The organism is Vibrio sp. 1CM7H, from assembly GCF_023161645.1.
GTDB classification, from domain to species: domain Bacteria; phylum Pseudomonadota; class Gammaproteobacteria; order Enterobacterales; family Vibrionaceae; genus Vibrio; species Vibrio diabolicus.
In genome coordinates this window covers 713,593-737,862 of sequence record NZ_JALNTV010000002.1, presented here as the reverse complement: position 1 = coordinate 737,862, position 24,270 = coordinate 713,593, and the positions used below count along the sequence as shown (strand labels likewise).

Here is a 24,270-nt window from a genome sequence, read left to right as displayed (position 1 = left end):
TAGAAAGTAATAATAAGAAATTGAGGCCGCATTCGGCCTCATTTTTAGGAACATTCATGTCAATTATTTTGGGCATTGACCCAGGTTCACGCATTACCGGTTATGGGGTCATTCGTCAAAATGGACGCCATTTGCAATACCTTGGTAGTGGTTGTATTCGTACTTCAGAAAAAGAACTTCCGGGCCGTCTTAAGCAGATTTACGCTGGCGTCACGGAAATCATTACTCAGTTTCAACCGGACGTATTTGCGATTGAACAAGTGTTTATGGCTAAAAATGCGGATTCAGCATTAAAGCTTGGCCAGGCTCGTGGCAGCGCAATTGTTGCTGCGGTGAATGCAGAGTTGCCGGTATACGAATACGCCGCGCGTCTTATTAAGCAAGCTGTAGTCGGTACTGGTGGTGCGGACAAAGCGCAAGTTCAACATATGGTTCAGCAAATGCTTAAACTGCCCGCCAAGCCTCAAGCGGATGCAGCCGATGCTTTAGGTGTGGCGATTTGTCATGCCAATACGAACAAAACCCTTGTTGCCTTAGCGGGCAAAGCAACCAGTGCCAGAAAAGGGCGCTACCGATAAAATTAACTGGATGTCTATCCAGTTCTTTATTATCCTGTCGCAAATTCATTTCCAAAGAGTATTTATAGTGATTGGACGTCTTCGTGGCACACTGATTGAAAAACAACCACCTGAAGTATTAATTGAAGTTAATGGCATTGGTTATGAAGTCCAGATGCCAATGAGCTGTTTTTACGAGCTGCCAAATGTTGGCGAAGAAGCCATTATTTATACTCACTTTGTCGTCCGTGAAGATGCGCAATTGCTATACGGTTTCAACACAGTAAAAGAACGGGCACTTTTCCGTGAAGTGATCAAAGCCAATGGCGTTGGTCCTAAACTCGGTCTTGGTATTCTCTCTGGTATGACAGCAAGCCAATTTGTTACTTGTGTGGAACATGAAGACGTTTCTACCCTAGTTAAGCTTCCAGGCGTTGGTAAGAAAACCGCAGAGCGTTTGGTTGTTGAAATGAAAGACCGCTTGAAAGGGTGGGGGGCTGGTGACTTGTTTACACCATTTACGGACGCGGCTCCTGCAGACTCTCGTGCGTCTGACTCAAACAGCGCTGAAGAAGAGGCAATCAGTGCGTTGCTTGCTTTGGGGTACAAGCCTACTCAGGCATCAAAAGTGGTGTCTCAAATTGCTAAACCGGACATGAGCAGTGAGCAAATGATCCGTGAAGCTCTAAAATCAATGGTGTAACGCTGGTTTCACAGTGAGCATTTGTTCAAGATAACTCATTCTCTAAGGTTAATGCCAATCGCTTAACGATATTTTTGTGTCATTCCAGCGAGCCTTGGTGAGACTAGGAATTTAATAGCAGCGCGCTGAGCGGTTAATGAAACAATTTTGACCATAAAGTGCTCGGATAGAAGATCCTGTATCACGCTCGTTCGTCGCTGTACAGGATGACGAGATACAGAAATATGCCACTTGCTGTTAAACGAGCGGCATTATTCTCTCAGGTAACCATTTTTCAAGGTAAAAAGATGATTGAAGCCGATCGTTTAATCGCTCCAGAAAACCCTGCCTTTCGTGATGAAGATGTCATTGATCGTGCTATTCGACCAAAGAAGTTGGCGGATTACCAAGGTCAGGACCACGTTCGTGACCAAATGGAGATCTTCATCAAAGCTGCTCAGTTACGTAGTGAAGCTCTTGATCACCTGTTAATTTTTGGCCCTCCGGGTTTGGGTAAAACCACGCTAGCAAATATTGTCGCCAACGAGATGGAAGTAAACATCCGTACTACTTCAGGGCCAGTTCTTGAAAAAGCAGGCGATTTAGCCGCGTTACTAACCAACCTAGAAGAAAATGACGTTCTATTTATTGACGAAATTCACCGCTTAAGCCCGATGGTTGAAGAGGTTCTGTATCCGGCGATGGAAGATTATCAACTGGATATTATGATCGGTGAAGGTCCGGCCGCTCGTTCTATTAAGATCGATTTGCCGCCGTTTACTTTGATTGGTGCAACGACCCGAGCAGGCTCTTTAACGTCACCATTACGCGACCGTTTTGGTATTACTCAGCGTCTTGAGTTTTATAAGATAAAAGACCTCCAAGATATTGTGCAGCGCAGCGCGGATTGTTTAGGTTTGTCAATGGAACCTGAAGGCGCCTTGGAAGTGGCAAGACGTGCACGTGGCACACCACGTATTGCTAACCGTCTACTACGTCGTGTTCGCGATTATGCGGAAGTGAAAGGAAATGGTCACATTTGTGCAGAGGTTGCCGACAAAGCGCTGAATATGCTTGATGTGGACGCCGAAGGTTTCGATTACATGGACCGCAAACTACTACTCGCAATTATGGAGAAATTTGGTGGTGGTCCGGTCGGACTCGATAACATGGCGGCAGCGATTGGTGAAGAAAAGGATACTATCGAAGACGTTCTTGAGCCTTATCTTATTCAGCAAGGTTACTTACAACGCACTCCACGTGGAAGAATCGCGACAGATCGTGCGTATTTGCATTTCGGAATTGAAAAATAAGATTCCCGCGCTGGGCCTTTGCGGCCCAGCGCTTCATTAAAGTTGACCAAACTCACATTTTTTGAATTTCTTCTCATACCAGTTTAGTAAGTAAAAAGCATTGATTGTTAACTCTATGTTTGCTCGCAACTGGTTAATTTCTCTCCTGATTACTCTCTCTTAACATCCGTATCTAATACTGGTTGATCTGGATCAATGTGATGGATTTTTGTGCAAATTCCGCGCATAAACATTGATGTATATCAAAGCGCATTCCGGCTATAAACCTTTTGAAACAATCTGTTTTTACAAGTAATATTAGCCCTAGCTATATTAGCTGATGCTTAACAATTAACTAACCAATGAAGCACATTTTTGCAACAATGAGTTGTGATAATTCAACATTTTTCAAGTGTAAATAACACTTGAATATGGATTGCAATATGTAGAGAGTGTCATTCAGCCGACACATAGGAGTTACCATGATTGACGTAGTTGATCTATCGCGGTTGCAGTTTGCACTGACAGCGATGTATCACTTCCTATTCGTACCATTGACCCTTGGTATGGCCTTCCTTCTGGCCATTATGGAATCGATGTACGTAATGACGAACAAGCAAATCTACAAGGACATGACCAAGTTCTGGGGTAAGCTATTCGGTATTAACTTTGCACTTGGTGTGGCGACAGGCCTTACCATGGAATTCCAGTTTGGTACGAACTGGTCTTACTACTCCCACTATGTAGGTGACATCTTCGGTGCGCCGCTAGCGATCGAAGCCCTTGTCGCATTCTTCCTGGAGTCAACTTTTGTTGGTCTATTCTTCTTCGGGTGGGATCGTCTATCTAAACGTCAACACTTAGCGGTTACTTGGCTTGTGGCGCTGGGCTCTAACTTCTCTGCACTTTGGATTCTTATCGCAAACGGCTGGATGCAAAACCCAGTAGGCGCGGACTTCAACTTCGAAACCATGCGAATGGAAATGGTAAGCTTCTCTGAAGTTGTACTAAACCCAGTTGCTCAGGTTAAGTTCGTGCATACGGTTGCTTCTGGTTACACTTGTGGCGCAATGTTTATTCTAGGCATCAGTTCATACTACCTATTAAAAGGTCGTGACATTGCGTTTGCTCGTCGTTCATTTGCTATCGCTGCATCTTTCGGTATTGCAGCTATCTTATCTACCATCGTTCTTGGTGACGAATCTGGCTACGAGCTTGGTGAAGTTCAAAAAGTGAAGCTTGCTGCAATTGAAGCAGAATGGCACACAGAGCCAGCTCCAGCAGCGTTTACGTTATTTGGTGTTCCTAACCAAGAAACCATGCACACCGATTACGCAATCAAGATCCCTTACGTAATGGGTATCATCGCGACACGTTCTTTTGATGAGCAAGTAACAGGTCTTCGTGACCTACGTGATGAGCACGTCGATCGTATTCGTGACGGTATGTACGCTTATGAACTTCTTGAGAAGCTTCGTGCGGGTGATAAATCAGAAGAAAATATGACTGCGTTTGATGAAGTGAAGGGTGACCTAGGTTACGGTCTACTTCTAAAACGCTACACAGACAATGTTGTTGATGCGACAGAAGAGCAAATCCAAGCTGCTGCAGATGACTCAATCCCAACAGTATGGCCGCTATTCTGGTCATTCCGTATCATGGTTGCTTGTGGTTTCATCATGCTATTCGTTTTCGGTGCGGCATTTGTTCAAACGTGTCGTCAGAAGATCGAACAAAAACAATGGATTCTTAAAGCTGCACTATTCAGCATCCCACTACCGTGGATTGCGATTGAAGCGGGTTGGTTCGTCGCTGAGTACGGTCGTCAGCCATGGGCTGTTGGTGAAATTTTACCAGTGCACGTTGCAGCTTCTGCACTAACTGCTGGTGAAATCTGGACTTCACTATTCGCAATTCTGGCGCTATACACGGTATTCCTGGTTGCAGAAGTTTACCTAATGTTGAAATTCGCTCGTAAAGGTCCAAGTAGCCTAAAAACGGGTCGCTACCACTTCGAGCAAAATGCTGACTCTGTTGAAGACAAAGTTAGTCGCCAAGTAGAAGCGTAAGGTAAGGAGATAACAAGATGTTTGATTACGAAATCTTGCGACTCATCTGGTGGGTACTAATCGGTGTTCTACTAGTTGGTTTTGCAGTAACAGACGGTTTCGATATGGGTGTAGGCGCGCTTGTACCTATTATCGGTAAAAACGACACGCAACGTCGCGTCATGATTAACTCAATTGCCCCTCACTGGGATGGTAACCAAGTTTGGCTTATCACTGCTGGTGGTGCACTGTTCGCAGCTTGGCCTTTGGTTTACGCAACGTCATTTTCAGGCTTCTACTTAGCGATGATTTTGACACTAGCAGCGCTATGGCTTCGTCCTCTGGGCCTAGACTACCGCTCTAAAATTGAAGATCCAAAATGGCGCAATACCTGGGATATCTGTATCTCAATCAGTGGTTTTGTTCCACCAATCATCTTTGGTGTAGCGTTTGGCAACCTACTACAGGGCGTACCATTCCAATTGAGTGAGTTCTTGATGCCAACATACCATGGCTCATTCTTTGGTCTTCTAAACCCATTTGCATTGCTGTGTGGCCTAGTTAGCTTGTTCATGATTTTGATGCAAGGTTCGACTTGGCTACAAATGAAAACAACGGGCGAAGTGCATGTGCGTGCTCGCAACGTTGCTCAGTTGGCAGGTTTACTGACGGTTGCAGCGTTTGTAGCGGCTGGTTTCTGGATCCAAAATATCGATGGTTACGTCATTGTTGGCGGTATCGACACTAATGCAGCTTCTAACCCTCTAAACAAAGAGGTAATCCGTGAAGCTGGTGCGTGGATGAAGAATTTTGAAAACTACCCACTACTATGGGCTGCTCCTGTACTAGGTGTCGCAATGCCGCTTCTTGCTGTATTGGCATCTCGTCTTGAAAAGTGTGCGATTTCGTTCATTACTTCAAGCTTGGGTGTTGCTGGCGTTATCTTTACTGCAGGTTTTGCGATGTTCCCATTCATCATGCCTTCAGACTTAATGCCAAGCCACAGCTTAACAATGTGGGATGCAACGTCATCTGAACTGACTCTGAATCTAATGACAGGCGTTGCGTTTGTTATGGTACCAATCATCCTTGGTTACACGTCTTGGACTTACTACAAGATGTTTGGTCGCCTTGATGATCAGTACATTGAAGACAACAAAAACTCACTTTACTAAGGAGCATTTACTATGTGGTATTTCGCATGGATTCTAGGTGTACTACTTGCTTGTGCATTCGGTATCATCAACGCTCTTTGGTTAGAGCACTCAGAAATGATGGACAAAGACAGTGAGTAATCTCGCTGATAAGGTAGCGCAACTTCACGCTCCGATGGATAAGACTCTGTTAAGAGTCTTATCTCTCATCCTTGGCTTTATGCACGTAGGATTGGTGATGTGGGATCCTGAAGCTTATCATCAAGCGATTGGTGGTTTTAACTCAATCATCGCACCGGCACTGATTTGGTCTGTATGCTCAAGCATGGTTTACGGTGTGGGCTTCAAACCGAGAAACTGGTACTGGCAAGTTTTGTTTAGTCCCTATTTTTCGTTAGCTATCTTAATTTATCTAACGGCACTTTATTTCTTTTAGGCTGAAATACGCTGTAATAAAGTCGGTTACTAAATCATCGAATAAAAGCTAGGTATTTCGCCTAGCTTTTATTTTTTCTACAAATTTCAAAAATATTCCCTTAGCTCGGTACCAATTGCTGTCGCTTCAGTTATAGTAATTACTTTAAAGAATTGAATATATTGGGACTCCCTTGCAAGGCACATCAAATCTCTTTCGCTGGCCGATCACCGTGTACTATGAAGACACCGATGCGGGCGGCGTTGTATATCATTCTAATTATCTAAAATTCTTTGAACGCGCACGGACAGAAATGTTACGTGCCAAAGGCATTTCTCAACATGTGTTACTGGAACAAAATATCGGCTTTGTTGTCCGACACATGGATATTGATTTCAACCAAGGGGCAAGGCTGGACGAGCATTTGACAGTATTAACCCGAGTGTCAGAAATAAAACGTGCTTCCCTGCAATTCTGTCAAGAGTTGGTCAATGATCAAGGCAAGATATTGTGCAAGGCCTCTGTTAAGGTAGCATGTATCGATAATAAGAAAATGAAACCAATAGCTATTCCAACCTTTATAAATTCGGAGCTAACAAATAGTGACTGCTGATATTTCCATTTTAGATCTCTTTCTTCAGGCCAGTCTGTTGGTAAAGCTTGTGATGCTGACGTTGCTTGGCATGTCAATTGTGTCATGGGCAATGATCATCAAGCGCAGCAAAGTGCTTTCTCAAGCTTCAAAGAATGCAGAGCAGTTTGAAGACAAATTCTGGTCGGGTACTGATCTTTCTCAGCTTTACCAAAAAGTAAAAGCGCATAAAGACGAAATTGAAGGCACAGAAGAAATTTTTTACGCAGGTTTCACGGAGTTTGCTCGTCTACGTAAGAGCAACGCAAACTCACCAGCGTACATCATGGAAGGCACTGGCCGCGCAATGCGCGTTGCTGTCTCTCGTGAGGTTGATGAACTAGAAACAAGCTTACCGTTCTTAGCGACAGTCGGTTCTATCAGTCCTTACATCGGCCTATTTGGTACCGTTTGGGGGATCATGCACGCTTTTATTGCGTTGGGAGAAGTAAAACAAGCTACGTTGTCTATGGTTGCACCGGGTATCGCCGAGGCATTGATCGCGACAGCGATGGGTCTATTTGCGGCTATTCCGGCTGTAATGGCCTACAACCGCCTAAGCAATAAAGTGAGCAAACTAGAGCACACTTACGCAACATTCTCTGAAGAATTCCACAGCATCCTTCATCGTCAAGCGATGGCTGGCCGAGACAGCGCGGATAAGGAATAAAGCATGGCGGGTTATCAACCTAAAAAGCGAAAAATGACAGCGGAGATCAACGTTGTTCCGTACATTGACGTAATGCTCGTACTGTTGATCATTTTTATGGCGACCGCTCCATTTGTGACTCAAGGCGTCGATGTTGATCTTCCGAAAACATCGACCGCTGAATCTATGCAAGACCTTGCTGGTGAAACTGACAGTAGTTTTATCATCATCGAAATTGATAGCGAGGGTAATTTAGGCCTAAGCGTAAACGATGAAGAAGTTCAGCGAGGTTTGTCGTTGCAAGATGTTATTGTGCGAGTGAAAGCGGAGCGAGAGGTTAAGCCAGATTCACCAGTTGCGGTAGGTGGCGACGCGGCAACACCATATGCCGATGTTGTTCTATTACTGGATGAACTAAGTCGAGCTGGTATCCCTAAGGTAGGTCTAATGACCGATATCAGGGAATAGACATCAATTATCTATGAAAGATCACAAGAAGAAGCCCAACCAATACGCCAAACCGATAGCAATATCGGTTGGTTTGCATGCAATTCTCGTTGCAGCCCTGCTTTGGGGGACGGACTTCAACATGTCTAAACCAGAGCCTACAGGGCAAATGGTTCAAGCTGTTGTCATCGATCCAAAACTTGTGCAGCAACAAGCGAAAGAAATTCGCCAGCAACGCGAAAAGGCAGCGAAAAAAGAACAAGAGCGTCTTGATAAACTAAGACGCGAAGCAGAGCAGCTAGAAAAAAACCGTAAAGCTGAAGAAGAGCAAATTCGCAAGTTGAAAGAACAGCAAGCGAAAGATGCTCAAGCGGCACGAGAAGCAGAAGCTGCACGTAAGAAAAAAGAGCAAGAGCGCAAGCAGGAAGAAGAACGCGTTCGCAAAGAAAAAGAGCGAGCTGCTAAGCTAGAGAAAGAGCGTAAGGCAAAAGAAGAAGCTGTGCGTAAAGCTGAGCAGGAGCGTTTAGCGAAAGAAGCCGCTATAGCAAAAGCTGAGCAAGAACGTCTAGCTCGTGAAAAGGCAGCAAAAGAAGCGGAAGAAAAAGCACGTCGTGAGCGTGAAGCTGCTGAAAAAGCTGAACAAGAGCGCATTGCAAAAGAGAAAGCGGCAAAAGAGGCGGCAGAGCGAGAGCGTAAAGCGAGAGAAGCAGCTGAGCGTGCCGAGCGTGAGCGTAAAGCTCAAGAAGCCGCGTTAGATGATATTTTTGCGGGTCTTGAGGATGAGGTTAGTAAAAATAGTGCTGCTCGAAATCAATTTATTGACGATGAACTTTCTCGAATGTCATCCATCTATACTCAAAATATTCAGCAAAAGTTGATTAAGGATGACTACTTGCTGGGAAAGGAGTGTAGGGTAAACATCAAATTGATTCCGACAGGAACTGATATGATGGTCTCTGGTGTTACCGTTTTGAGTGGCGATACTCGAGTATGTGCAGCGGCGAAGCGAGCGATAGCTCAGGTAGGGACGTTCCCTAAATCTTCAGAAGCTGCGGTAAACGAAAGACTAAAAGACATCAACATAACTGTTGCTTTGGACTAAAAGGAATAAGACGTGATTAGACGCCTTTTACTAGGAATGTTTGTACTGTTTAGCAGTATGACAAATGTGGCGAATGCCGCATTAGAGTTGGTCATTACCGATGGTATTGATTCAGCACGACCAATTGCTGTTGTTCCGTTTAAGTGGGAGGGCACTCAAGCGCTTCCAACGGATATTTCTGCTGTTATTGCCTCGGATTTGCAACGCAGTGGTAAGTTCAGCCCCGTTCCAACGAGCAAGATGCCACAAACTCCGTTCAGTGAATCAGAAGTCAATTTTGATGCCTGGACTAATTTAGGTGTAGATGCTCTGCTGACTGGCTCAATCAAACAAAATGCTCAAGGTGATTACGTTATCAACTATCAACTTGTTGATATTGTGCGTGGTCAGCTAACGGGTGGAAAAAGTAAAGCGCTTGGTAGCGATGGCGAATTAGTACTGTCAAAAGATCATGTGCTGTTCAATAAGGTCGCGACAGTTCAAGGTCCTCGCATGCGTGAGTACGCTCACCGCATCTCTGATTTGGTGTATGAGCAGTTAACGGGTGACCGTGGCGCCTTCATGACCCGTATTGCATACGTGGTGGTGAATGATAAAGACCGTTTCCCTTACCAACTTCGTGTGGCTGATTACGATGGTTACAACGAGCGCTTGGTTTTACGTTCTAAGCAACCATTAATGTCACCAGCATGGTCGCCAGATGGTAAAAAGCTTGCGTATGTTAGCTTCCAAAATGGTCAAGCAGAAATCTTTATCATGAACATCTACACCGGTGAGCGTGAGAAGATTACTTCATACCCACGTCATAATGGTGCGCCAAGATTTTCGCCTGACGGCAATAAGTTAGCGATTGTTCTCTCTAAGACAGGCTCGCTTCATGTTTACACGTTCGATCTTAACACTCGCAAGCTGACGCAAATTACGCGTGGCAGATCAAATAATACTGAACCGTTCTGGCATCCAGATGGAAAATCGTTGATTTTCACATCGGATAGGGGTGGTAAACCACAGATTTATCAAGTAAATTTGGGCAGCGGTTCTATTGACCGTTTGACTTGGCAAGGCAGCCAAAATTTGGGTGGCCAGATTACTCCTGATGGGCGATTCCTAGTAATGGTGAACCGCAGCAACGCAGGATTTAACTTGGCGAAACAAGATTTGGAAACTGGTGCTCTTCAAGTCTTAACTAAGACCTTGCTTGATGAGTCTCCTAGTATTGCCCCAAACGGTGGCATGGTTGTGTATAGCTCGATTTACAACAAGAAAAACGTACTATCGATGGTGTCAATTGATGGTCGATTCAAAGCTAGATTACCGGCAACAAATGGGCGTGTTAGAGCGCCTGCATGGTCACCGTTTTTGTAGTAATAAGTTTGATTAATAAAGGAAAATAAGATGCAACTGAACAAGGTTCTAAAAGGGCTACTAATCGCGCTTCCTGTGATGGCTGTTACAGCGTGTAGCTCAAGCGACGACGCTGCTTCTAACACTGGTGCAGCAACAAACAACAATGGCGCAGTTGAAACAACAGTAGCTACGCCAATTGATCAAAGCGGTCAGCTAACAGAGCAAGAGCTAAAAGAGCAAGCGCTACGTGAAACTCAAACAATCTACTTTGCTTTTGATAACTCAACAATTGCAGCAGATTACGAAGAGATGCTTGCAGCTCATGCTTCTTACCTAAGCAAGAACCCAGCTCTTAACGTGACTATCGAAGGTCACGCTGATGAGCGTGGTACTCCTGAGTACAACATCGCTCTTGGTGAGCGTCGTGCACAAGCAGTAGCGAACTACCTGCAAGCACTAGGTGTTCAAGCTGACCAAATCTCAATCGTTAGCTACGGTGAAGAGAAGCCACTTCTTCTAGGTCAATCAGATGAAGTTTACGCTAAGAACCGTCGCGCGGTTCTAGTATACTAATTCGAGGTAATCCTCATGTTCAGTAACACTAAGCGCGCTGTTGCGCTTACGTTACTGGCAAGTGCAGCGAACTTTGCGTTCGCTGCACCAGCTCCAGTATCCGATCTCAACAGCACATCATCCGTCTCTAAGAGCCGTTCATCTGAAACGGAAGTAGAGCGTCTAGAGCGCTTGCTACAAAACCGCAATCGCGTTCAGCTCCAAATGCAACAGCAAATTGACCAAATGTCACAAGAGATCAGTGAATTACGTGGTCAATTAGAGCGAAATAGCTACGAAATGAAGCAAATGTTGCAACGTCAACGAGAGTTGTTTGTCGAGCTAGATCGTGTGCGTGGAGTAATCAAATCCGCGCCTGCGCAAGAAGCGAAACCGGCTAAAACAGGTGGTCAGTACACACCAAATGTTGATGAGCAAACGGCATACCAAAATGCAGTCGACCTCATTCTCAAGAAACGTGACTACACTGGCGCAATTGCAGCGTTCCAGCAGTTCCAGAAAGATTATCCTGACTCCACATACTCAGCGAATTCTCACTATTGGCTAGGCCAATTGTACTTCGCTAAGAAGCAGGACAAAGATGCTGTAAAGAGCTTTGCAGCGGTGGTGTCTTATAAAGACTCCAATAAGCGAGCCGATGCTTTGCTCAAGTTAGGTGAAATCGCAGAGCGTAATAACAATGCAGCTCAAGCGAAAAAGTACTACCAACAAGTGGTTGATGAATACCCAGGTAGTGCATCTGCAAAACTTGCCAGCTCTAAGCTGTAAGACGTTATGTTTTAAAAAGGAAGCTTCGGCTTCCTTTTTCTTTTCCGTTTCTTTATCGGTGGTGATCGAATAAATCGAGAGGAATGGCATTGAGCCTTTTATCCCCATCTTGCAACGGATCCTTTCAATCAGAAATGCTACCTGTAACAAAGATATACGGCTAGATAGCTAGAAATCCCCGCGACAAGTTGGTTTTTGAAAATTAACGAGGTTACAATACTCGGACTAAAGGAAGTTGCGTAGAGCAAGAGCAATGAGCCATATATTAGATAAAATCGACACTGTTTACCCATTCCCACCGAAGCCAGTTCCATTAAGCGAAGAAGAAAAAGCGTCTTACATTGAGCGCATTAAAAAGCTGCTAAAAGAAAAGGATGCGGTACTTATCGCGCACTACTATACCGATCCTGAGATTCAAGCCCTAGCGGAAGAAACGGGTGGTTTTGTTGGTGACTCGTTGGAAATGGCGAAGTTTGGTAATCGTCATCCTGCAAGCACACTGATCATTGGCGGTGTTCGCTTTATGGGCGAGTCGGCCAAAATCCTAACACCAGAAAAGCGAATTCTAATGCCAACGTTGGAAGCGGAATGTTCGCTCGATCTTGGCTGTCCAGCGGATAAGTTCAGTGAGTTCTGTGATGCTCACCCTGATCACACGGTTGTGGTTTATGCAAATACCTCAGCAGCGGTTAAAGCCCGTGCCGATTGGGTCGTTACATCAAGTATTGCGCTTGAAATCGTAGAACACTTAGACGCTGAAGATAAGCCAATTATTTGGGGACCGGACCGTCACCTAGGATCGTACATCGCTAATAAAACTGGCGCAGACATGCTGCTATGGCAAGGTGAGTGTGTGGTTCATGATGAGTTTTCTGCTGATGCGCTACGCAAAATGAAGAGCGTGTATCCAGATGCGGCTATTTTGGTTCACCCTGAATCACCAGCAAGTGTGGTTGAACTTGCCGATGCCGTTGGCTCGACGAGTCAGTTGATCAAAGCAGCGAAAGTGCTTCCTCATAAACAAATGATCGTTGCGACAGACAAAGGCATTTTCTTTAAAATGCAGCAACTTGTGCCAGAGAAAGAACTTATCGAAGCGCCAACCGCAGGTGCTGGCGCAACATGCCGTAGCTGCGCACACTGCCCTTGGATGGCAATGAACGGTTTGAAAGCGATAGAGAAAGCGCTTAGTGAAGGCGGTGAAGAACACGAGATCTTTGTTGATGAAGAATTGCGTGTTAAATCGCTCATTCCGTTAAATCGCATGTTGGACTTTGCTGAGCAGCTAAATATGCAAGTGAAAGGTAATGCTTAAAAAGTAGGCGTAACTGAAAGTAAATCTCAAAAACCAGCCGAATATGGCTGGTTTTTTTGTGTCTTACTATCAATGAGTTACTATTGATGCAATCAATGAATATCGAGGTTATAAATTTATGGCGGTGTGGTTAGTAGTTAAAAAGTGGCTTAGTTCACACCTTTTTAAATTGAGCAACCGAAGTCTTCTCATCTTTAGTGGCTTATATGTGAGCCTTTCTTGGGGGCTGCTCATTCTCGCTGGTGAAACCGCATTAACAGACAGCTTCTCTAACTTTATCTATTACCTTATGGTTACGGCGAGTACGGTTGGCTATGGCGATCATTCTCCAGTGACAGATTTGGGTAAATGGGTTGTTGTACTGTTTGTGATCCCAGGCGGCTTGAGCCTATTCGCTGCATTATTGGGACGTGTCGCTGGAGCAGCGATGGGTTACTGGCGAGCGGGTATTTTAGGAAAACGGAGAGTAAGAGTGGAAAACCATATTGTATTGTTGGGTTGGAATGGATCGAGAACGATGCACCTTATTCGCATGTTACAACATGAAGAAGAGGGGAAGCGTCCGATTGTTTTATGCAGCCGTTCAGAAATAGAAAACCCGTTGCCAGGCGAGATCAGTTTTATCAAAGTGACCAGCTACACGGATTCGCAAGAGATGAAAAACGCCAATATTGCTGAAGCAGCTTGCGTTATTGTTGATAACCTCTCGGACGATATCACGCTGTCAGCCGCGCTGTACTGTGCTTCTGTGAATCCTTCCGCACATTTGGTCGCTTACTTTAAAGATGAGGCGTTAGGCCGTCTTTTAAGTCAACATTGTCCGAAAGCGGAATGCATACCTGCAGTTGGCGCGGAAATGCTGGCAAAAGCGGCGGTAGATCCGGGCTCAAGTGCACTTCACCAAGAGCTATTAGCTTCAACACGAGGTATGACTCAATACTCGGTCATTTATCCTGAAAGGCTGCCAGTAACTACTGTTGAGAGTCTCTTCGTTTTTCTCAAAAGGCGTCATCATGCCACGCTAATTGCTTTTGACATTGGCCATGGTATCCAACTCAACCCAGATTTAGATGCTGAAGTACCACCGAGTACCAAGCTGTTTTACATTGCAGATGAACGTATTGAAGATTTTGCATGGAAAGAAATGAACAAGGAACAATAATGTACATGATTGCTGACCTGTTAGCAGGTTTTCCCAACTTTTTACTCTATTTTTCTGTTTCTATTATTTTCGTTTTGGCGTTTAAGTTCATCTACGTCAAGCTTACGCCTTACGATGAATGGCACCTTATCAAAGAAAAGCAAAATACAGCGGCAGCGATTGCACTAAGTGGTGCATTTCTTGGTTATTGTATTGCGATTTCGGGGCTGCAAAAAACTCAGTCAACATTGTCGATTTTATGGTATGGGGCGTTGTTGCAATGCTGGCGCAGATCATTGCATTTGCGATTGTACGTTTTGTTTTACTTCCAAAAGTGACTGAGCGTATCGAAAAAGATGAGCTGCCTGCCGGTATTGTATTAGCGGCTGTTTCTATATCGGTCGGTGTATTAAATGCCGCTTGTATGACGTACTAGGAGGAACGATGAAGCGGAGTTCTAACGTTAAACGTTCTTCCATGGACAAAAGTTTAAAGCTTGGGAAAATTATTCCCTTTGCTGCTTTTGGCGGTATTTTCTTCTTTGCGACACAAGAATCGAAAACCGAAGGCTACATTTTTTCTGACGCTGATGAATGCAAATCAAACTCGCCAGAGTTCAGTGAGCAGTGCGATATTGCTTATCAAGAAGCTTTGGCTCGCGCCGAACGAAATGCCCCTCGCTACAACAATGAGTTCGAATGTGAAAATGATTTTTACGAAGACGATTGTTACTACAGTTCCAGTTCCCGAGCTTATGTGCCTCACTTTGGGGGCTTCTTTTACAGTCGTGCACTGAGCGGTTTGAAAGGTTACAACAAGAGCTATTACTCTGAACCAATGTATCGCTATAAATCCAAATTCTATAATGGTGCGGGACAATTTTTTGGTTCCTATCGTAATCAGCCGACGAAGGTTGCGACCAGTAACCTAAATAAACGTGGTGGCGGAACTATTGGTAGAGCGATGTATCGAGGCGGGTTTGGTAAAGCGGTATCGGTCAGCCGAGGCGGTTAATAAGCACTATGTTTCGACGAGAAATACAAGAACGAGAAAACTGGCGTGAGTTAGCACGCCAGTTTGGTTTTGGCTTCCATTCCATGTATGACCAACCGTATTGGGATGAGAGTGCTTACTATCAATTCACGCTTGAGCAAATAGAGAACGATATTGAAGCACCCACTGAAGAGCTGCATCAGATGTGCTTGGCTATTGTGGATGAAGTAGTTCGGAGTGAGAGGTTGCTGACGCAATGTGCAATCCCTGAATTTATGTGGGAGCAGGTTGCTTCTTCGTGGCACCGAAATGAACCCTCGCTCTATTCGCGTCTGGATTTTGCATACAACGGAACTTCGCCAGCTAAGTTACTGGAAAACAATGCGGATACGCCGACCAGCCTGTTTGAAACGGGTTTTTGGCAGTGGGTGTGGTTAGAGGATGTTGTAAATAAAGGTCTAATTCACCAGAGTGCGGATCAATTCAACATTCTTCAAGACTTTTTGATTGAACGTTTTTCCGAGATAGCCAAATATCAACCCGGGCAAACCCTTCACTTTAGCTGCTGCAAGTACACTGAAGAAGATAAAGGGACTGTCCAGTATTTAGAAGATTGCGCGCGCGAAGCTGGGTTAGCGACGGCGTTTGTTTATGTCGAAGATATTGGTGCGACGGAAAATGGTCAGTTCGTGGATGCAGATGACAGAGCGATTCGTTGGATGTTCAAGCTTTATCCGTGGGAGTTTATGTTTGAAGAGGAATATGCGAAATACTTAGCGACCGCGAAAGTGAATTGGTTAGAACCCATGTGGAAGTCGATTCTATCCAACAAAGCACTTTTACCGTTATTGTGGGAGCGCTTTCCGAATCATCCTAATCTTTTACCTGCCTATTTTGCTAACGATTCAAAAGCGAACGGTTTGAAAGACTATGTAATCAAACCACTATTCTCTCGAGAAGGCGCAAATATTGAGATCGTCAAAGGTGGGAAACGCATACTCAAAACGGCAGGGCCTTATGAATCTAAATTCAATATCGTCCAGCAGTATCGTCCGTTACCCAAGTTTGGGCAAAGCCATACGTTAATTGGCAGTTGGCTAGTCAACGATAGAGCCGCTGGGATTTCGATTCGGGAAGACACTAGCTTAGTCACGCAAGATATGGCGCGATATATTCCACATGTGATTTTAACATGATCAAAAAAGCTCTCCATCCAGAGAGCTTTTGTCTATTCAGCGGTTCAATCTTGATGGTCGACAGCGTTGTGTCTTATTGTTCTTCAGCTAATGCAACACCGCGCTGAGTAAGACCACATAGCATCACTGGCATGGCATTGAAGATCTCTTCAAACTGTTCTAAGCCTTCCATGCCTTGTTCTGCCAACGTTTCAATGGTCGTTTCTGGATCGTAAAGCATCGTCAGAGAAAGCAAAACACCGCCGAGTAGAGCATTATCTTCGCTGTCCTCTGGCATTAGCGTTTCCCAGTCATCACGAGCAAGTTGCCAACCTTGTAATACACCTTCACAGAAATCACGGGTCTGGCTTGTTACAATATCTTGTTCATCTAACGCGCATCCTTCAGGCCACTGCCAAGATCCTTCTAGAAGAGTAGGACGAGTTTGGTTCCACATTTGTACAATCTCATCAATGTATTGCTCTAATTGCTCACCGTCAGTAAATGGCGCTGTTTCTTCACCACCCCATAAGAATGGCAACCACTCTTGAGGCATTAATACGTTTGGCGCTGCAGCCATCGCTGTTACAAAGCCTTGAGTTTTTGCTAGGTTTAGTAGTTTACCGTCAAGTTCTGGGAGAGAAAGGATGTCTTGTAGTTTCAAAATAGAATACCATTTGTTAATGGGCTGGTTGATTGCGCTCATCTTACCAATCAATTTGTGATAAATCGATATTAGGGAATGATTCACAGACATCTATGGAAATTCGCTCATCACTTAGAAAAAAAAGCATTCTCGCCCTGACACTGTACCTGTGTTTCTTTATCGCAACGATTGGTTCTGTTGCCTATTTGGTTGTCGAGCCTCCGGTTAGGCAAAAGCTAGAGCAAAACCTAGAGTTACGCACCCAACTCCTTGCTCTAGAGATTAAAGAGCCTCTCCTTAGCTCTACCGGTGTATTGAGTAGCCTTGCAGGACTCGCCCAGGGGACTGAAAATATTCAATCTCTCAACACGACAATTCCGCATATTCTCCAATTGAGTGATGAGATGCTCGTCAGTGGTGGCGTATGGCCTAAACCAGAACTCAAAGCTGAACAATGGCGATATAAAAGCCTATTCTTCAACAAAAACAGTGATGGCGGTATTGACCAAATTCACTCCTACAATAATCCTGAATCTGGCGGTTATGACAATGAACCATGGTATAAGGCAGCAGCTGACGCGCCAGTTGGTTCTGTGAGTTGGTCTACGGTTTATATCGACACTTTTACTCAGGTTCAGATGATTACTGCGTCTTCCCCATATTATCAAAACGGTCAATTCGCTGGCGTTGTAACGGTAGACTTATCACTTGATGCACTTTTTCAGTTTATTCGAGAGCACACTAACCAGCATTCTTTAGGTGTGGTGGTTCGCGATGCTGACTCGAACGTGATTATTGAGCACAACTTCCAACTAACAGACGAAATTTATGTCAGTGAGCTTGATTTCGGAGAGTTTGATTGGCGGATGGAAGTTGTCAACGCGAAAGCTAAAGTAGCTGATCAAGTGTTTGAACAAGTCATGAGTGTTGAGGGGAGGATCATTCCATTCTTACTCTTGTGTGTACTGGTCGGGTATTACTTGCTGAATCGTTACATTGTCGAACCGATTGTCCGTATTGCGGCTAAGATTGATGACTCGAAAACTGGCGGGATCATAGACATTGATTACGATAGCGAAGATGAAATTGGACAGCTCATCGAGAAGTTCAATGAAAAAACCATCTATCTAGAGCAAGAGAGAATAAAAGCCCAGGCTTCGACGAACGCTAAAACGGCATTTTTAGCCACATTATCCCATGAGATTCGTACGCCAATGAACGGTGTATTAGGAACCGCTCAGATATTGTTAAAAACACCACTCACCGATGATCAACGTAAGCACCTGAGAACACTTTATGACTCAGGTGATCATATGATGACGTTACTTAATGAGATTTTAGATTACTCAAAAATTGAGCAAGGGCATGTTGAATTCGAAAATACGCCTTTCCCAATTGAGTCGATCATCGGCAGCATAAAAAGTGTTTATCAAACACTATGTGCAGAAAAAGGCCTTCGTTTTAGAGTCGTGTCTCATTTACCAACAGGGCGCTGGTACAACAATGACAAAGCCCGTCTGCGCCAAGTATTGTTTAACCTACTAAACAACGCTGTCAAGTTCACCGACCGAGGCATCGTAGAGGTAGAGCTGACCGAGAAATCGAGCAAGGCAGGTACCAAGCTTATTCTCGCGGTGAAAGATACGGGTATCGGTATTTCTCAAGAAGCGCAAAAACGCATTTTCCGTCCTTTTGAACAAGCGGAGTCCTCGACGACTAGGCGGTTTGGTGGTACAGGGCTTGGTTTGGCGATAGTAAAAGAAATTGCCGAGCATATGGGAGGGCATGTGATTGTGCAGAGTCAAGAGAATGTCGGGACAACCTTTACCGTCGAGATCGCGCTTACGCCTTGTGAGCCTGGGAAAGTGGAAGCAGTCAATGCACATAAGCTGAATTGCAAAGGTTTGAAAGCGCTCATTGTCGAAGACAACCGAACAAATGCAATCATTATGGAAACTTTCCTAAGAGCCAAAGGCTTTGAGTGCACAAGTGTTGAAAATGGTCAGCTTGCCGTCGATGAGGTGGCCGTTCAGTCATTTGATTTGATATTAATGGACAATCATATGCCTGTTCTTGATGGTGTTGGGGCGATATCAGCCATTCGAGCGATGAGTTCGCCTGTAAAGTCGGTACTGATCTTTGGCTGCACAGCGGATGTATTCAAAGAAACACAAGAGCGCATGATAAATGTAGGAGCCGACCACATAATTGCGAAACCAATTGTGGAGTCTGAATTAAATGATGCGTTATATCTCCACGCAGCACGGTTATACCAATACCAGTCGGACTTTGGTGATAATACAACGGATATCCTTGATGCGGAAAAGTGGCTACTAAACTTCTATGTTGCTCTAGATAATGGTCATCTCAACGAAGCGCTAGAGGCTATTTCAGCGATTATTGCTCAAGTCACCCCAGATGCTAATAAAGACGTTTCTTTAGTTGCCGAGCGAATAAGGCGTAACTTAAAGCGTCAGCAGTCTCCAAACCAAGATGATATCGACACATTAACGCTCTTGCTCGCATCATCATAGCTTAATCCATATAGAGCGATTCAACGCAATCATGAATTGTCTTTACTCTTCATACCTAACCTTTAGCTGAATCGTCTATTTTTTCCTTACTTTCAATGAGCTTAGCTCTGCTGTTGTATTCTGTCATAAGAGAAACGGTGCGGCTCTCAGTTGCGCTCACATCGGGAATACTCTGAATTTTTACAACTCAGCAGCATAAGTTATTAGAATGATCGTTTATTCCCCGAACTTTATCCTAACCCTCCATCCAAACAATCACTTATCCCACTTTTTGTGTAAGTTAAATCCGTATTTTTCTACCATTTTTACGTCATTTTAGGCGTTTTTAGTTGTTGGTGGTGAAAAAAACTACTTTCATTTTAAAAAATGGTTATAAATTTACAACTTGATTTCAAATACAGTGCCATACGCTGCTTTTTATGTGATTTAATTGCCTTATTAACTGGTCATGTATTTGTTTGATGGTTGATAGTTTTATTTTGTTTATTGTTGGTGGTATTTAATTTTAGGGGTTGGTTAATGAAGTCTCGCGGACCATTTTGTATTCGTCACGCCGCAGCGGATACCTTTGCTATGGTTGTTTTTTGCTTTATCACAGGGATGATTGTCGAGATTTTGATTTCAGGGATGACGTTTGAGCAATCTTTAGCATCACGTACACTATCTATTCCAGTGAATATTGCTATTGCTTGGCCGTATGGCGTTTTTCGTGATTGGGTGCTATGTCAGGGCAACAAGGTATCGCCGTCTTCATTTATGAAAAACGTATCTGATCTGGTCGCTTATGTGCTTTTTCAGTCTCCAGTTTATGCAGGAATTTTATTCGCAGTTGGTGCGTCTACAGACCAAATAGTGACCGCGGTGACAAGTAACGCCATTATTTCTTGCGGTATGGGTGTGTTGTATGGGTACTTCTTGGACATGTGCCGCCGTTGGTTCCGTGTTCCCGGTTATTCTCAAAGTATCTAAATGACCCAGTTTTGCTCAATTTAGTTACTTAGTGAGCAATCGAGTGGAAAAGGGCGCTTTTTTTTATGTTTAGCCTTGACCATCAGGCACATAATCATTAAATTAGCGCCTCGTTAGCCAATGATGCTAACAAAAATTGATTCGGTGAGTTGTCCGAGTGGCTGAAGGAGCACGCCTGGAAAGTGTGTATACGGCAACGTATCGAGAGTTCGAATCTCTCACTCACCGCCACATTTGAGCCCTAGCAGAAATGCTGGGGCTTTTTCGTATTACGCGACAAGTTCAATCCCAGAGCTGTATATCGTATTGATTCTCAATTACTCATTGAGTCGCAAGCCCTTCAAAAAGCCTCCTTTTTTATTCATCTTTTGTTACACATTTTCCGTACAGGTAGTGCGTTTTTATTCGCATGTTGTGATGAGCGTTCCTTATTAAATTTTCCACAAAATCAATTAATTGTTGAAATTAGAACGCTTGTCAAAAAGTCATCAGATATCATGTTTAATAGAGTCTTTTACCTAATGGGATACTCTATTTGTTTGATATAATTTCTGGCAGTTTGTATACCATAATTAAAGAGAGTCTATTCATGTTCCAGAACTTAACGATCAAGCAGAAGATAGTGATTCCGCTGTCACTGATTATTGGATTGTTTATTGTGAGCTCTGTATTAAACGTTATGACAAGTTGGAAACAATCTGAGTTGAGTGAAACACTTAACGAACAGATAGTGCCGAACTTATTAACGATTGAGGATGCTTACCGCGATCTTTACCAAGCTACATCTGCAATCCAAGGTGTTGCTCTTTCTGATACTCAAACCGATATTGACCACCACATCGGTGAATACAAAGACAACGCATACAAAGCGCTGCCACGTATGGAGAAAATGATTGAGCTATCGCAAGCTGGCGTGATGTCTTCTTCACACGGTAATGAAGTGAGAAAGCTTGTCTCCCTAGGTGAAAAATGGTTGGCGAGTTATGAAGCGATGTTGCGTTTACCTCAATCACAATGGCTTGGTTACTACAACGAACACAAACACACCTTTGAAAATCAGTTTATCGAGGTAAGAGCGCAACTTAATGTTGTGAAAGATGCGATAGAAGAAAAACAAAGCTTATTGAAAGATGAAATCTCAGCAGCTGCATCAAGAGCAGAGTTAATTCTTGAAGCGGGCATTGTGATTGTTATTCTGGCCGCTATTGCGATGGCATTTTTGTTGTTGCAAACCGTCGTGAAGCCTATCAACGATATCAAAAATGCGATGACAGAAATTGCTTCTGGTGAAGGTGATTTAAGCCAGCGAATCGATGTGAAAACACAAGACGAAATTGGCAATTTAGCGAACGCGTTTAATCAGTTTGTGTCTAAAATCCAAGCGACAGTTTCTCAAGTAATTGAAAGTTCGAATACCTTGCGTAATGAGATGGAAAATCTTAGCTCGTTGACCACGACCATCGCGAACTCGACCGTTTCACAGCAAAAAGACAGCGAGGCGGTAGCAGCGGCAGTGCATGAAATGCAAGTCACCAGCAGAAATGTCAGCGATAGCGCTAACGAAGCTGCGGTTGCGAGCCAAACAGCGAATGATGAACTTACCAATACCAATGTTATTTTGGATCAAACCGTTAGCTCAATTCGTAGCCTCGCAAGTGAAATCGAAAGTGCAAGCCACGTCATTAACACATTGGATCATGATGTGAGTAACATTGCTTCTGTATTGGATGTCATTCGTGGTATCGCAGAGCAAACGAACTTATTGGCGCTTAACGCAGCGATTGAAGCGGCTCGTGCAGGAGAGCAAGGGCGAGGTTTTGCTGTTGTAGCAGATGAGGTTCGCTCGTTAGCCAGTCGCACACAACAGAGTACGGGTGAAATCCAAACCATGATTGAAAAGCTACAATCTGGTGCGGGACAAGCCGTAGAAGTGATGCGTGGTAGCCAAAATAGCAGTGATGAAACAATTCAATCGGCAGGGAGAGCGAGTCAATCCCTTTCTGAAATCTTGAACGCGATTTCACGTATGAACGAGATGAACACACACATTGCAACGGCTGCAAGCCAGCAAAGTACGGTAAGTGACGAAGTAAATAGCAACGTACAAGGCATTGCGGATAGCAGTACATCTATTGTGGAAATCGTAAATCAAGCGCAAGCATCTTTAGCCATGTTATCAGAGCAAACCCAGCGCTTAGATCATCAGGTTAGTCAGTTCAAAGTATAAGCTTGAGAACTGCAGTATCACTGACGAAATAACCCGCTAAGAAGCGGGTTATTTTTTAGATAAGGGTCGAACCTGACTTTTGAAGGCTCGACTATATTTACATTCCTCTTTTACTTAACTTTGTATACCAGAGGTGCAAATAATCCTAGACAGCGGTGACAAACTCTGTACAGCGTGATGATGCTTTTATCATCACTTTTGCTGCTTTTTAACCATTGCAATTGCTCACAGGAAAGTGTGATTTCCAACCCAAAATCTTCAAATTTGAGAACTTCATTACACCTTTACCATAAACGTTTTTCGTAAGCGTATAGAACTGTAAATTTTGTTGTATGTACAACACTGGGTAATTATCATCCTAATTAATTTGTTCTGGATATACATCCGTTAGTCATCATTAAGTCATTCTAGAAGTTTTTAGCAAGGAATCTTGAAGGCTTGTAGGTAAAAGAGAGAAAAATTCATGAGACGTAAAACCACGCTATCTCTGCTGATTGCGTCGAGCCTTTTTGTGGTTGGATGTCAACCTAGCGAAGAAGGATCGAGTCAAGGTAGTGGTCCTGCGCCCGCAACCGAAGTTGAAGTGTTAACGGTGGAGCCAACTCGCCAAGCGTTAACTGTTGAGTTGCCAGGTCGTAGCCGTGCATTCAAAGAAGCGGAAGTTCGTCCGCAAGTTACAGGCATTATTTCAGAGCGAAATTTTGTTGAAGGCGGCCTTGTTGAACAAGGACAGTCCCTATATCAAATTGATGATTCATCATTTCAAGCGGATTTGCTGAGCGCTGAAGCGGAATTAATCCGAGCTCAAGCAGCGGCAGAATCGACCCATGCCACAGTGAAGCGTTACCGAACGTTGATCACCAAAAAGTCCATCAGCCAACAAGATTTGGATGAAGCAGAAGCAGCATACAAGGAAGCGCAAGCACAGGTCCTAGTCGCAAAAGCGAAGATCAATACGGCAAAAATCAATTTAGATTACACGCAAGTGAAAGCTCCGATTAGCGGTGTGATCGGTAAATCGAGTGTGACGGCGGGTGCGTTGGTTACGGCTAACCAAGCAGCCAAATTAGCGACCATTCAGCAGCTTGATCCTATCAACGTTGATATTGTGCAATCATCCGCGCAACTGCTGCGTTTAAAAGCGGCTCTTTCCCAAGGTCATATGCAAGAAGATGACTCTGCGCAAGTTACATTGATGCTTGAAGATGGCAGCACGTACGAACATAAAGGCACGATGAAATTTACCGAGGTCAATGTGAACGAAAGTACGGGTAGCGTGACGCTTCGTGCTGAATTCCCAAACCCTGACGGTTTGTTACTACCAGGAATGTTTGTTCGTGCGACGGTTATTACTGGTGTTGACCCTGACGCGATTCTGATACCACAAAATACCGTTTCTCGCGATGCGACAGGCAAAGCGACAGTGATGATGGTGAATGGTGAGAACAAAGTGGAAGCGAGACCAGTGAAGACAGCCGAAGCGATCAATAATCAATGGCGTATTATTGATGGTTTGAAAGCGGGCGATAAAGTCATTACTGCTGGGTTACAAAAGGTAGGTCCAGGCAGCCCTGTAACTATCCAAAACGGTGAACAGGAGTAATC

General features: G+C 44.2%; 23 protein-coding genes, 1 tRNA gene and 1 pseudogene. 24 read left to right on the top strand and 1 reads right to left on the bottom strand.

The features are described from left to right. Positions 1-56: 56 nt before the first annotated feature. The 19 genes and pseudogenes from ruvC (at position 57) to MSG33_RS11530 (ending at position 16,310) form a co-directional block, all read left to right on the top strand. Positions 57-578, top strand: a complete 522-nt coding sequence (ruvC, locus tag MSG33_RS11620) for a crossover junction endodeoxyribonuclease RuvC (protein WP_012841980.1) — start codon at positions 57-59, stop codon at positions 576-578. A 67-nt stretch (positions 579-645) separates the two neighbouring features. After that, positions 646-1,260 (top strand): Holliday junction branch migration protein RuvA, encoded by a 615-nt coding sequence (gene ruvA / locus MSG33_RS11615; protein ID WP_134646931.1) that lies wholly within the window; start codon positions 646-648, stop codon positions 1,258-1,260. A gap of 287 nt (positions 1,261-1,547) precedes the next feature. Continuing rightward, a complete protein-coding gene (gene ruvB / locus MSG33_RS11610; RefSeq protein ID WP_031780162.1) occupies positions 1,548-2,552 on the top strand; it encodes a Holliday junction branch migration DNA helicase RuvB in 1,005 nt (334 codons plus the stop codon). A 461-nt stretch (positions 2,553-3,013) separates the two neighbouring features. Further along, a complete protein-coding gene (gene cydA, locus MSG33_RS11605; RefSeq protein WP_104971476.1) occupies positions 3,014-4,600 on the top strand; it encodes a cytochrome ubiquinol oxidase subunit I in 1,587 nt (528 codons plus the stop codon). 17 nt (positions 4,601-4,617) lie between these two features. Then, the gene (cydB, locus tag MSG33_RS11600) at positions 4,618-5,754 is read left to right on the top strand and encodes a cytochrome d ubiquinol oxidase subunit II (protein ID WP_006742909.1); all 1,137 of its coding nucleotides are present in this window, start codon (positions 4,618-4,620) and stop codon (positions 5,752-5,754) included. Between the two features lie 12 nt (positions 5,755-5,766). Next, a complete protein-coding gene (gene cydX, locus MSG33_RS11595) occupies positions 5,767-5,874 on the top strand; it encodes a cytochrome bd-I oxidase subunit CydX (RefSeq protein ID WP_000270284.1) in 108 nt (35 codons plus the stop codon). After that, complete coding sequence (ybgE, locus tag MSG33_RS11590; protein WP_046874743.1) at positions 5,867-6,169, top strand: cyd operon protein YbgE; 303 nt, start codon at positions 5,867-5,869, stop codon at positions 6,167-6,169. Before cydX ends, ybgE begins: the two co-directional genes overlap by 8 nt. A gap of 172 nt (positions 6,170-6,341) precedes the next feature. After that, positions 6,342-6,761: a tol-pal system-associated acyl-CoA thioesterase gene (ybgC, locus tag MSG33_RS11585; RefSeq protein WP_012841975.1), complete on the top strand. Its 420-nt coding sequence runs from the start codon at positions 6,342-6,344 to the stop codon at positions 6,759-6,761. Further along, positions 6,751-7,449: a protein TolQ gene (gene tolQ, locus MSG33_RS11580; protein ID WP_248381135.1), complete on the top strand. Its 699-nt coding sequence runs from the start codon at positions 6,751-6,753 to the stop codon at positions 7,447-7,449. The genes ybgC and tolQ overlap by 11 nt, the downstream gene beginning before the upstream one ends. 3 nt (positions 7,450-7,452) lie before the next feature. Next, a complete protein-coding gene (locus MSG33_RS11575) occupies positions 7,453-7,896 on the top strand; it encodes an ExbD/TolR family protein (RefSeq protein WP_005378298.1) in 444 nt (147 codons plus the stop codon). A 13-nt stretch (positions 7,897-7,909) separates the two neighbouring features. Further along, a complete protein-coding gene (gene tolA, locus MSG33_RS11570) occupies positions 7,910-8,977 on the top strand; it encodes a cell envelope integrity protein TolA (RefSeq protein WP_053807177.1) in 1,068 nt (355 codons plus the stop codon). A 12-nt stretch (positions 8,978-8,989) separates the two neighbouring features. Next, positions 8,990-10,342, top strand: coding sequence for a Tol-Pal system beta propeller repeat protein TolB (gene tolB, locus MSG33_RS11565; protein WP_005390758.1), 1,353 nt, complete (start codon positions 8,990-8,992; stop codon positions 10,340-10,342). Positions 10,343-10,372: 30 nt separating this feature from the next. Continuing rightward, entirely contained in the window at positions 10,373-10,897 is a 525-nt protein-coding gene (gene pal, locus MSG33_RS11560) for a peptidoglycan-associated lipoprotein Pal (protein WP_005378293.1), read from the top strand. Between the two features lie 15 nt (positions 10,898-10,912). After that, positions 10,913-11,665 carry a tol-pal system protein YbgF gene (gene ybgF / locus MSG33_RS11555; RefSeq protein ID WP_248381132.1) on the top strand — a complete coding sequence of 251 codons (753 nt, stop codon included), beginning with the start codon at positions 10,913-10,915 and terminating at the stop codon, positions 11,663-11,665. A 253-nt stretch (positions 11,666-11,918) separates the two neighbouring features. Next, on the top strand, positions 11,919-12,980 hold the full coding sequence (nadA, locus tag MSG33_RS11550) for a quinolinate synthase NadA (RefSeq protein WP_248381129.1): 1,062 nt from the start codon (positions 11,919-11,921) through the stop codon (positions 12,978-12,980). A 118-nt stretch (positions 12,981-13,098) separates the two neighbouring features. Beyond that, on the top strand, positions 13,099-14,142 hold the full coding sequence (locus MSG33_RS11545; RefSeq protein ID WP_248381126.1) for a potassium channel family protein: 1,044 nt from the start codon (positions 13,099-13,101) through the stop codon (positions 14,140-14,142). After that, a pseudogene (locus tag MSG33_RS11540) lies at positions 14,142-14,557 on the top strand (DUF350 domain-containing protein). Before MSG33_RS11545 ends, MSG33_RS11540 begins: the two are co-directional and overlap by 1 nt. An 8-nt stretch (positions 14,558-14,565) precedes the next feature. After that, the gene (locus MSG33_RS11535) at positions 14,566-15,135 is read left to right on the top strand and encodes a DUF1190 domain-containing protein (RefSeq protein ID WP_248381123.1); all 570 of its coding nucleotides are present in this window, start codon (positions 14,566-14,568) and stop codon (positions 15,133-15,135) included. A gap of 8 nt (positions 15,136-15,143) precedes the next feature. Then, positions 15,144-16,310 carry a glutathionylspermidine synthase family protein gene (locus MSG33_RS11530; protein ID WP_248381120.1) on the top strand — a complete coding sequence of 389 codons (1,167 nt, stop codon included), beginning with the start codon at positions 15,144-15,146 and terminating at the stop codon, positions 16,308-16,310. Positions 16,311-16,383: 73 nt separating this feature from the next. Here the strand turns inward: MSG33_RS11530 and MSG33_RS11525 are convergent, their stop codons facing one another. Next, a complete protein-coding gene (locus tag MSG33_RS11525; protein WP_104969249.1) occupies positions 16,384-16,995 on the bottom strand; it encodes a YecA family protein in 612 nt (203 codons plus the stop codon). Between the two features lie 53 nt (positions 16,996-17,048). Here MSG33_RS11525 and MSG33_RS11520 point away from each other — a divergent pair, with 53 nt between their 5' ends. From MSG33_RS11520 to MSG33_RS11500, 5 genes are all read left to right on the top strand, one after another. Further along, positions 17,049-19,469: an ATP-binding protein gene (locus MSG33_RS11520; protein WP_085343587.1), complete on the top strand. Its 2,421-nt coding sequence runs from the start codon at positions 17,049-17,051 to the stop codon at positions 19,467-19,469. 519 nt (positions 19,470-19,988) lie between these two features. Next, complete coding sequence (locus MSG33_RS11515) at positions 19,989-20,438, top strand: L-alanine exporter AlaE (RefSeq protein WP_164666213.1); 450 nt, start codon at positions 19,989-19,991, stop codon at positions 20,436-20,438. Between the two features lie 143 nt (positions 20,439-20,581). Next, positions 20,582-20,669, top strand: a tRNA-Ser gene (locus tag MSG33_RS11510). A gap of 358 nt (positions 20,670-21,027) precedes the next feature. Beyond that, positions 21,028-22,665: a methyl-accepting chemotaxis protein gene (locus tag MSG33_RS11505; RefSeq protein WP_114322507.1), complete on the top strand. Its 1,638-nt coding sequence runs from the start codon at positions 21,028-21,030 to the stop codon at positions 22,663-22,665. Positions 22,666-23,128: 463 nt separating this feature from the next. After that, positions 23,129-24,268 carry an efflux RND transporter periplasmic adaptor subunit gene (locus tag MSG33_RS11500; RefSeq protein ID WP_005390787.1) on the top strand — a complete coding sequence of 380 codons (1,140 nt, stop codon included), beginning with the start codon at positions 23,129-23,131 and terminating at the stop codon, positions 24,266-24,268. Positions 24,269-24,270: the final 2 nt, after the last annotated feature.

Excerpts from the sequence above, each read along its gene's own strand:
- ruvC (WP_012841980.1), top strand. The coding sequence starts at position 57 with ATGTCAATTATTTTGGGCATTGACCCAGGTTCACGCATTACCGGTTAT.
- ruvB (WP_031780162.1), top strand. The coding sequence starts at position 1,548 with ATGATTGAAGCCGATCGTTTAATCGCTCCAGAAAACCCTGCCTTTCGT.
- cydA (WP_104971476.1), top strand. The coding sequence starts at position 3,014 with ATGATTGACGTAGTTGATCTATCGCGGTTGCAGTTTGCACTGACAGCG.
- cydB (WP_006742909.1), top strand. The coding sequence starts at position 4,618 with ATGTTTGATTACGAAATCTTGCGACTCATCTGGTGGGTACTAATCGGT.
- cydX (WP_000270284.1), top strand. The coding sequence starts at position 5,767 with ATGTGGTATTTCGCATGGATTCTAGGTGTACTACTTGCTTGTGCATTC.
- MSG33_RS11575 (WP_005378298.1), top strand. The coding sequence starts at position 7,453 with ATGGCGGGTTATCAACCTAAAAAGCGAAAAATGACAGCGGAGATCAAC.
- tolA (WP_053807177.1), top strand. The coding sequence starts at position 7,910 with ATGAAAGATCACAAGAAGAAGCCCAACCAATACGCCAAACCGATAGCA.
- pal (WP_005378293.1), top strand. The coding sequence starts at position 10,373 with ATGCAACTGAACAAGGTTCTAAAAGGGCTACTAATCGCGCTTCCTGTG.
- ybgF (WP_248381132.1), top strand. The coding sequence starts at position 10,913 with ATGTTCAGTAACACTAAGCGCGCTGTTGCGCTTACGTTACTGGCAAGT.
- nadA (WP_248381129.1), top strand. The coding sequence starts at position 11,919 with ATGAGCCATATATTAGATAAAATCGACACTGTTTACCCATTCCCACCG.
- MSG33_RS11545 (WP_248381126.1), top strand. The coding sequence starts at position 13,099 with ATGGCGGTGTGGTTAGTAGTTAAAAAGTGGCTTAGTTCACACCTTTTT.
- MSG33_RS11535 (WP_248381123.1), top strand. The coding sequence starts at position 14,566 with ATGAAGCGGAGTTCTAACGTTAAACGTTCTTCCATGGACAAAAGTTTA.
- MSG33_RS11530 (WP_248381120.1), top strand. The coding sequence starts at position 15,144 with ATGTTTCGACGAGAAATACAAGAACGAGAAAACTGGCGTGAGTTAGCA.
- MSG33_RS11525 (WP_104969249.1), bottom strand. The coding sequence starts at position 16,995 with ATGAGCGCAATCAACCAGCCCATTAACAAATGGTATTCTATTTTGAAA.
- MSG33_RS11520 (WP_085343587.1), top strand. The coding sequence starts at position 17,049 with ATGGAAATTCGCTCATCACTTAGAAAAAAAAGCATTCTCGCCCTGACA.
- MSG33_RS11515 (WP_164666213.1), top strand. The coding sequence starts at position 19,989 with ATGAAGTCTCGCGGACCATTTTGTATTCGTCACGCCGCAGCGGATACC.
- MSG33_RS11505 (WP_114322507.1), top strand. The coding sequence starts at position 21,028 with ATGTTCCAGAACTTAACGATCAAGCAGAAGATAGTGATTCCGCTGTCA.
- MSG33_RS11500 (WP_005390787.1), top strand. The coding sequence starts at position 23,129 with ATGAGACGTAAAACCACGCTATCTCTGCTGATTGCGTCGAGCCTTTTT.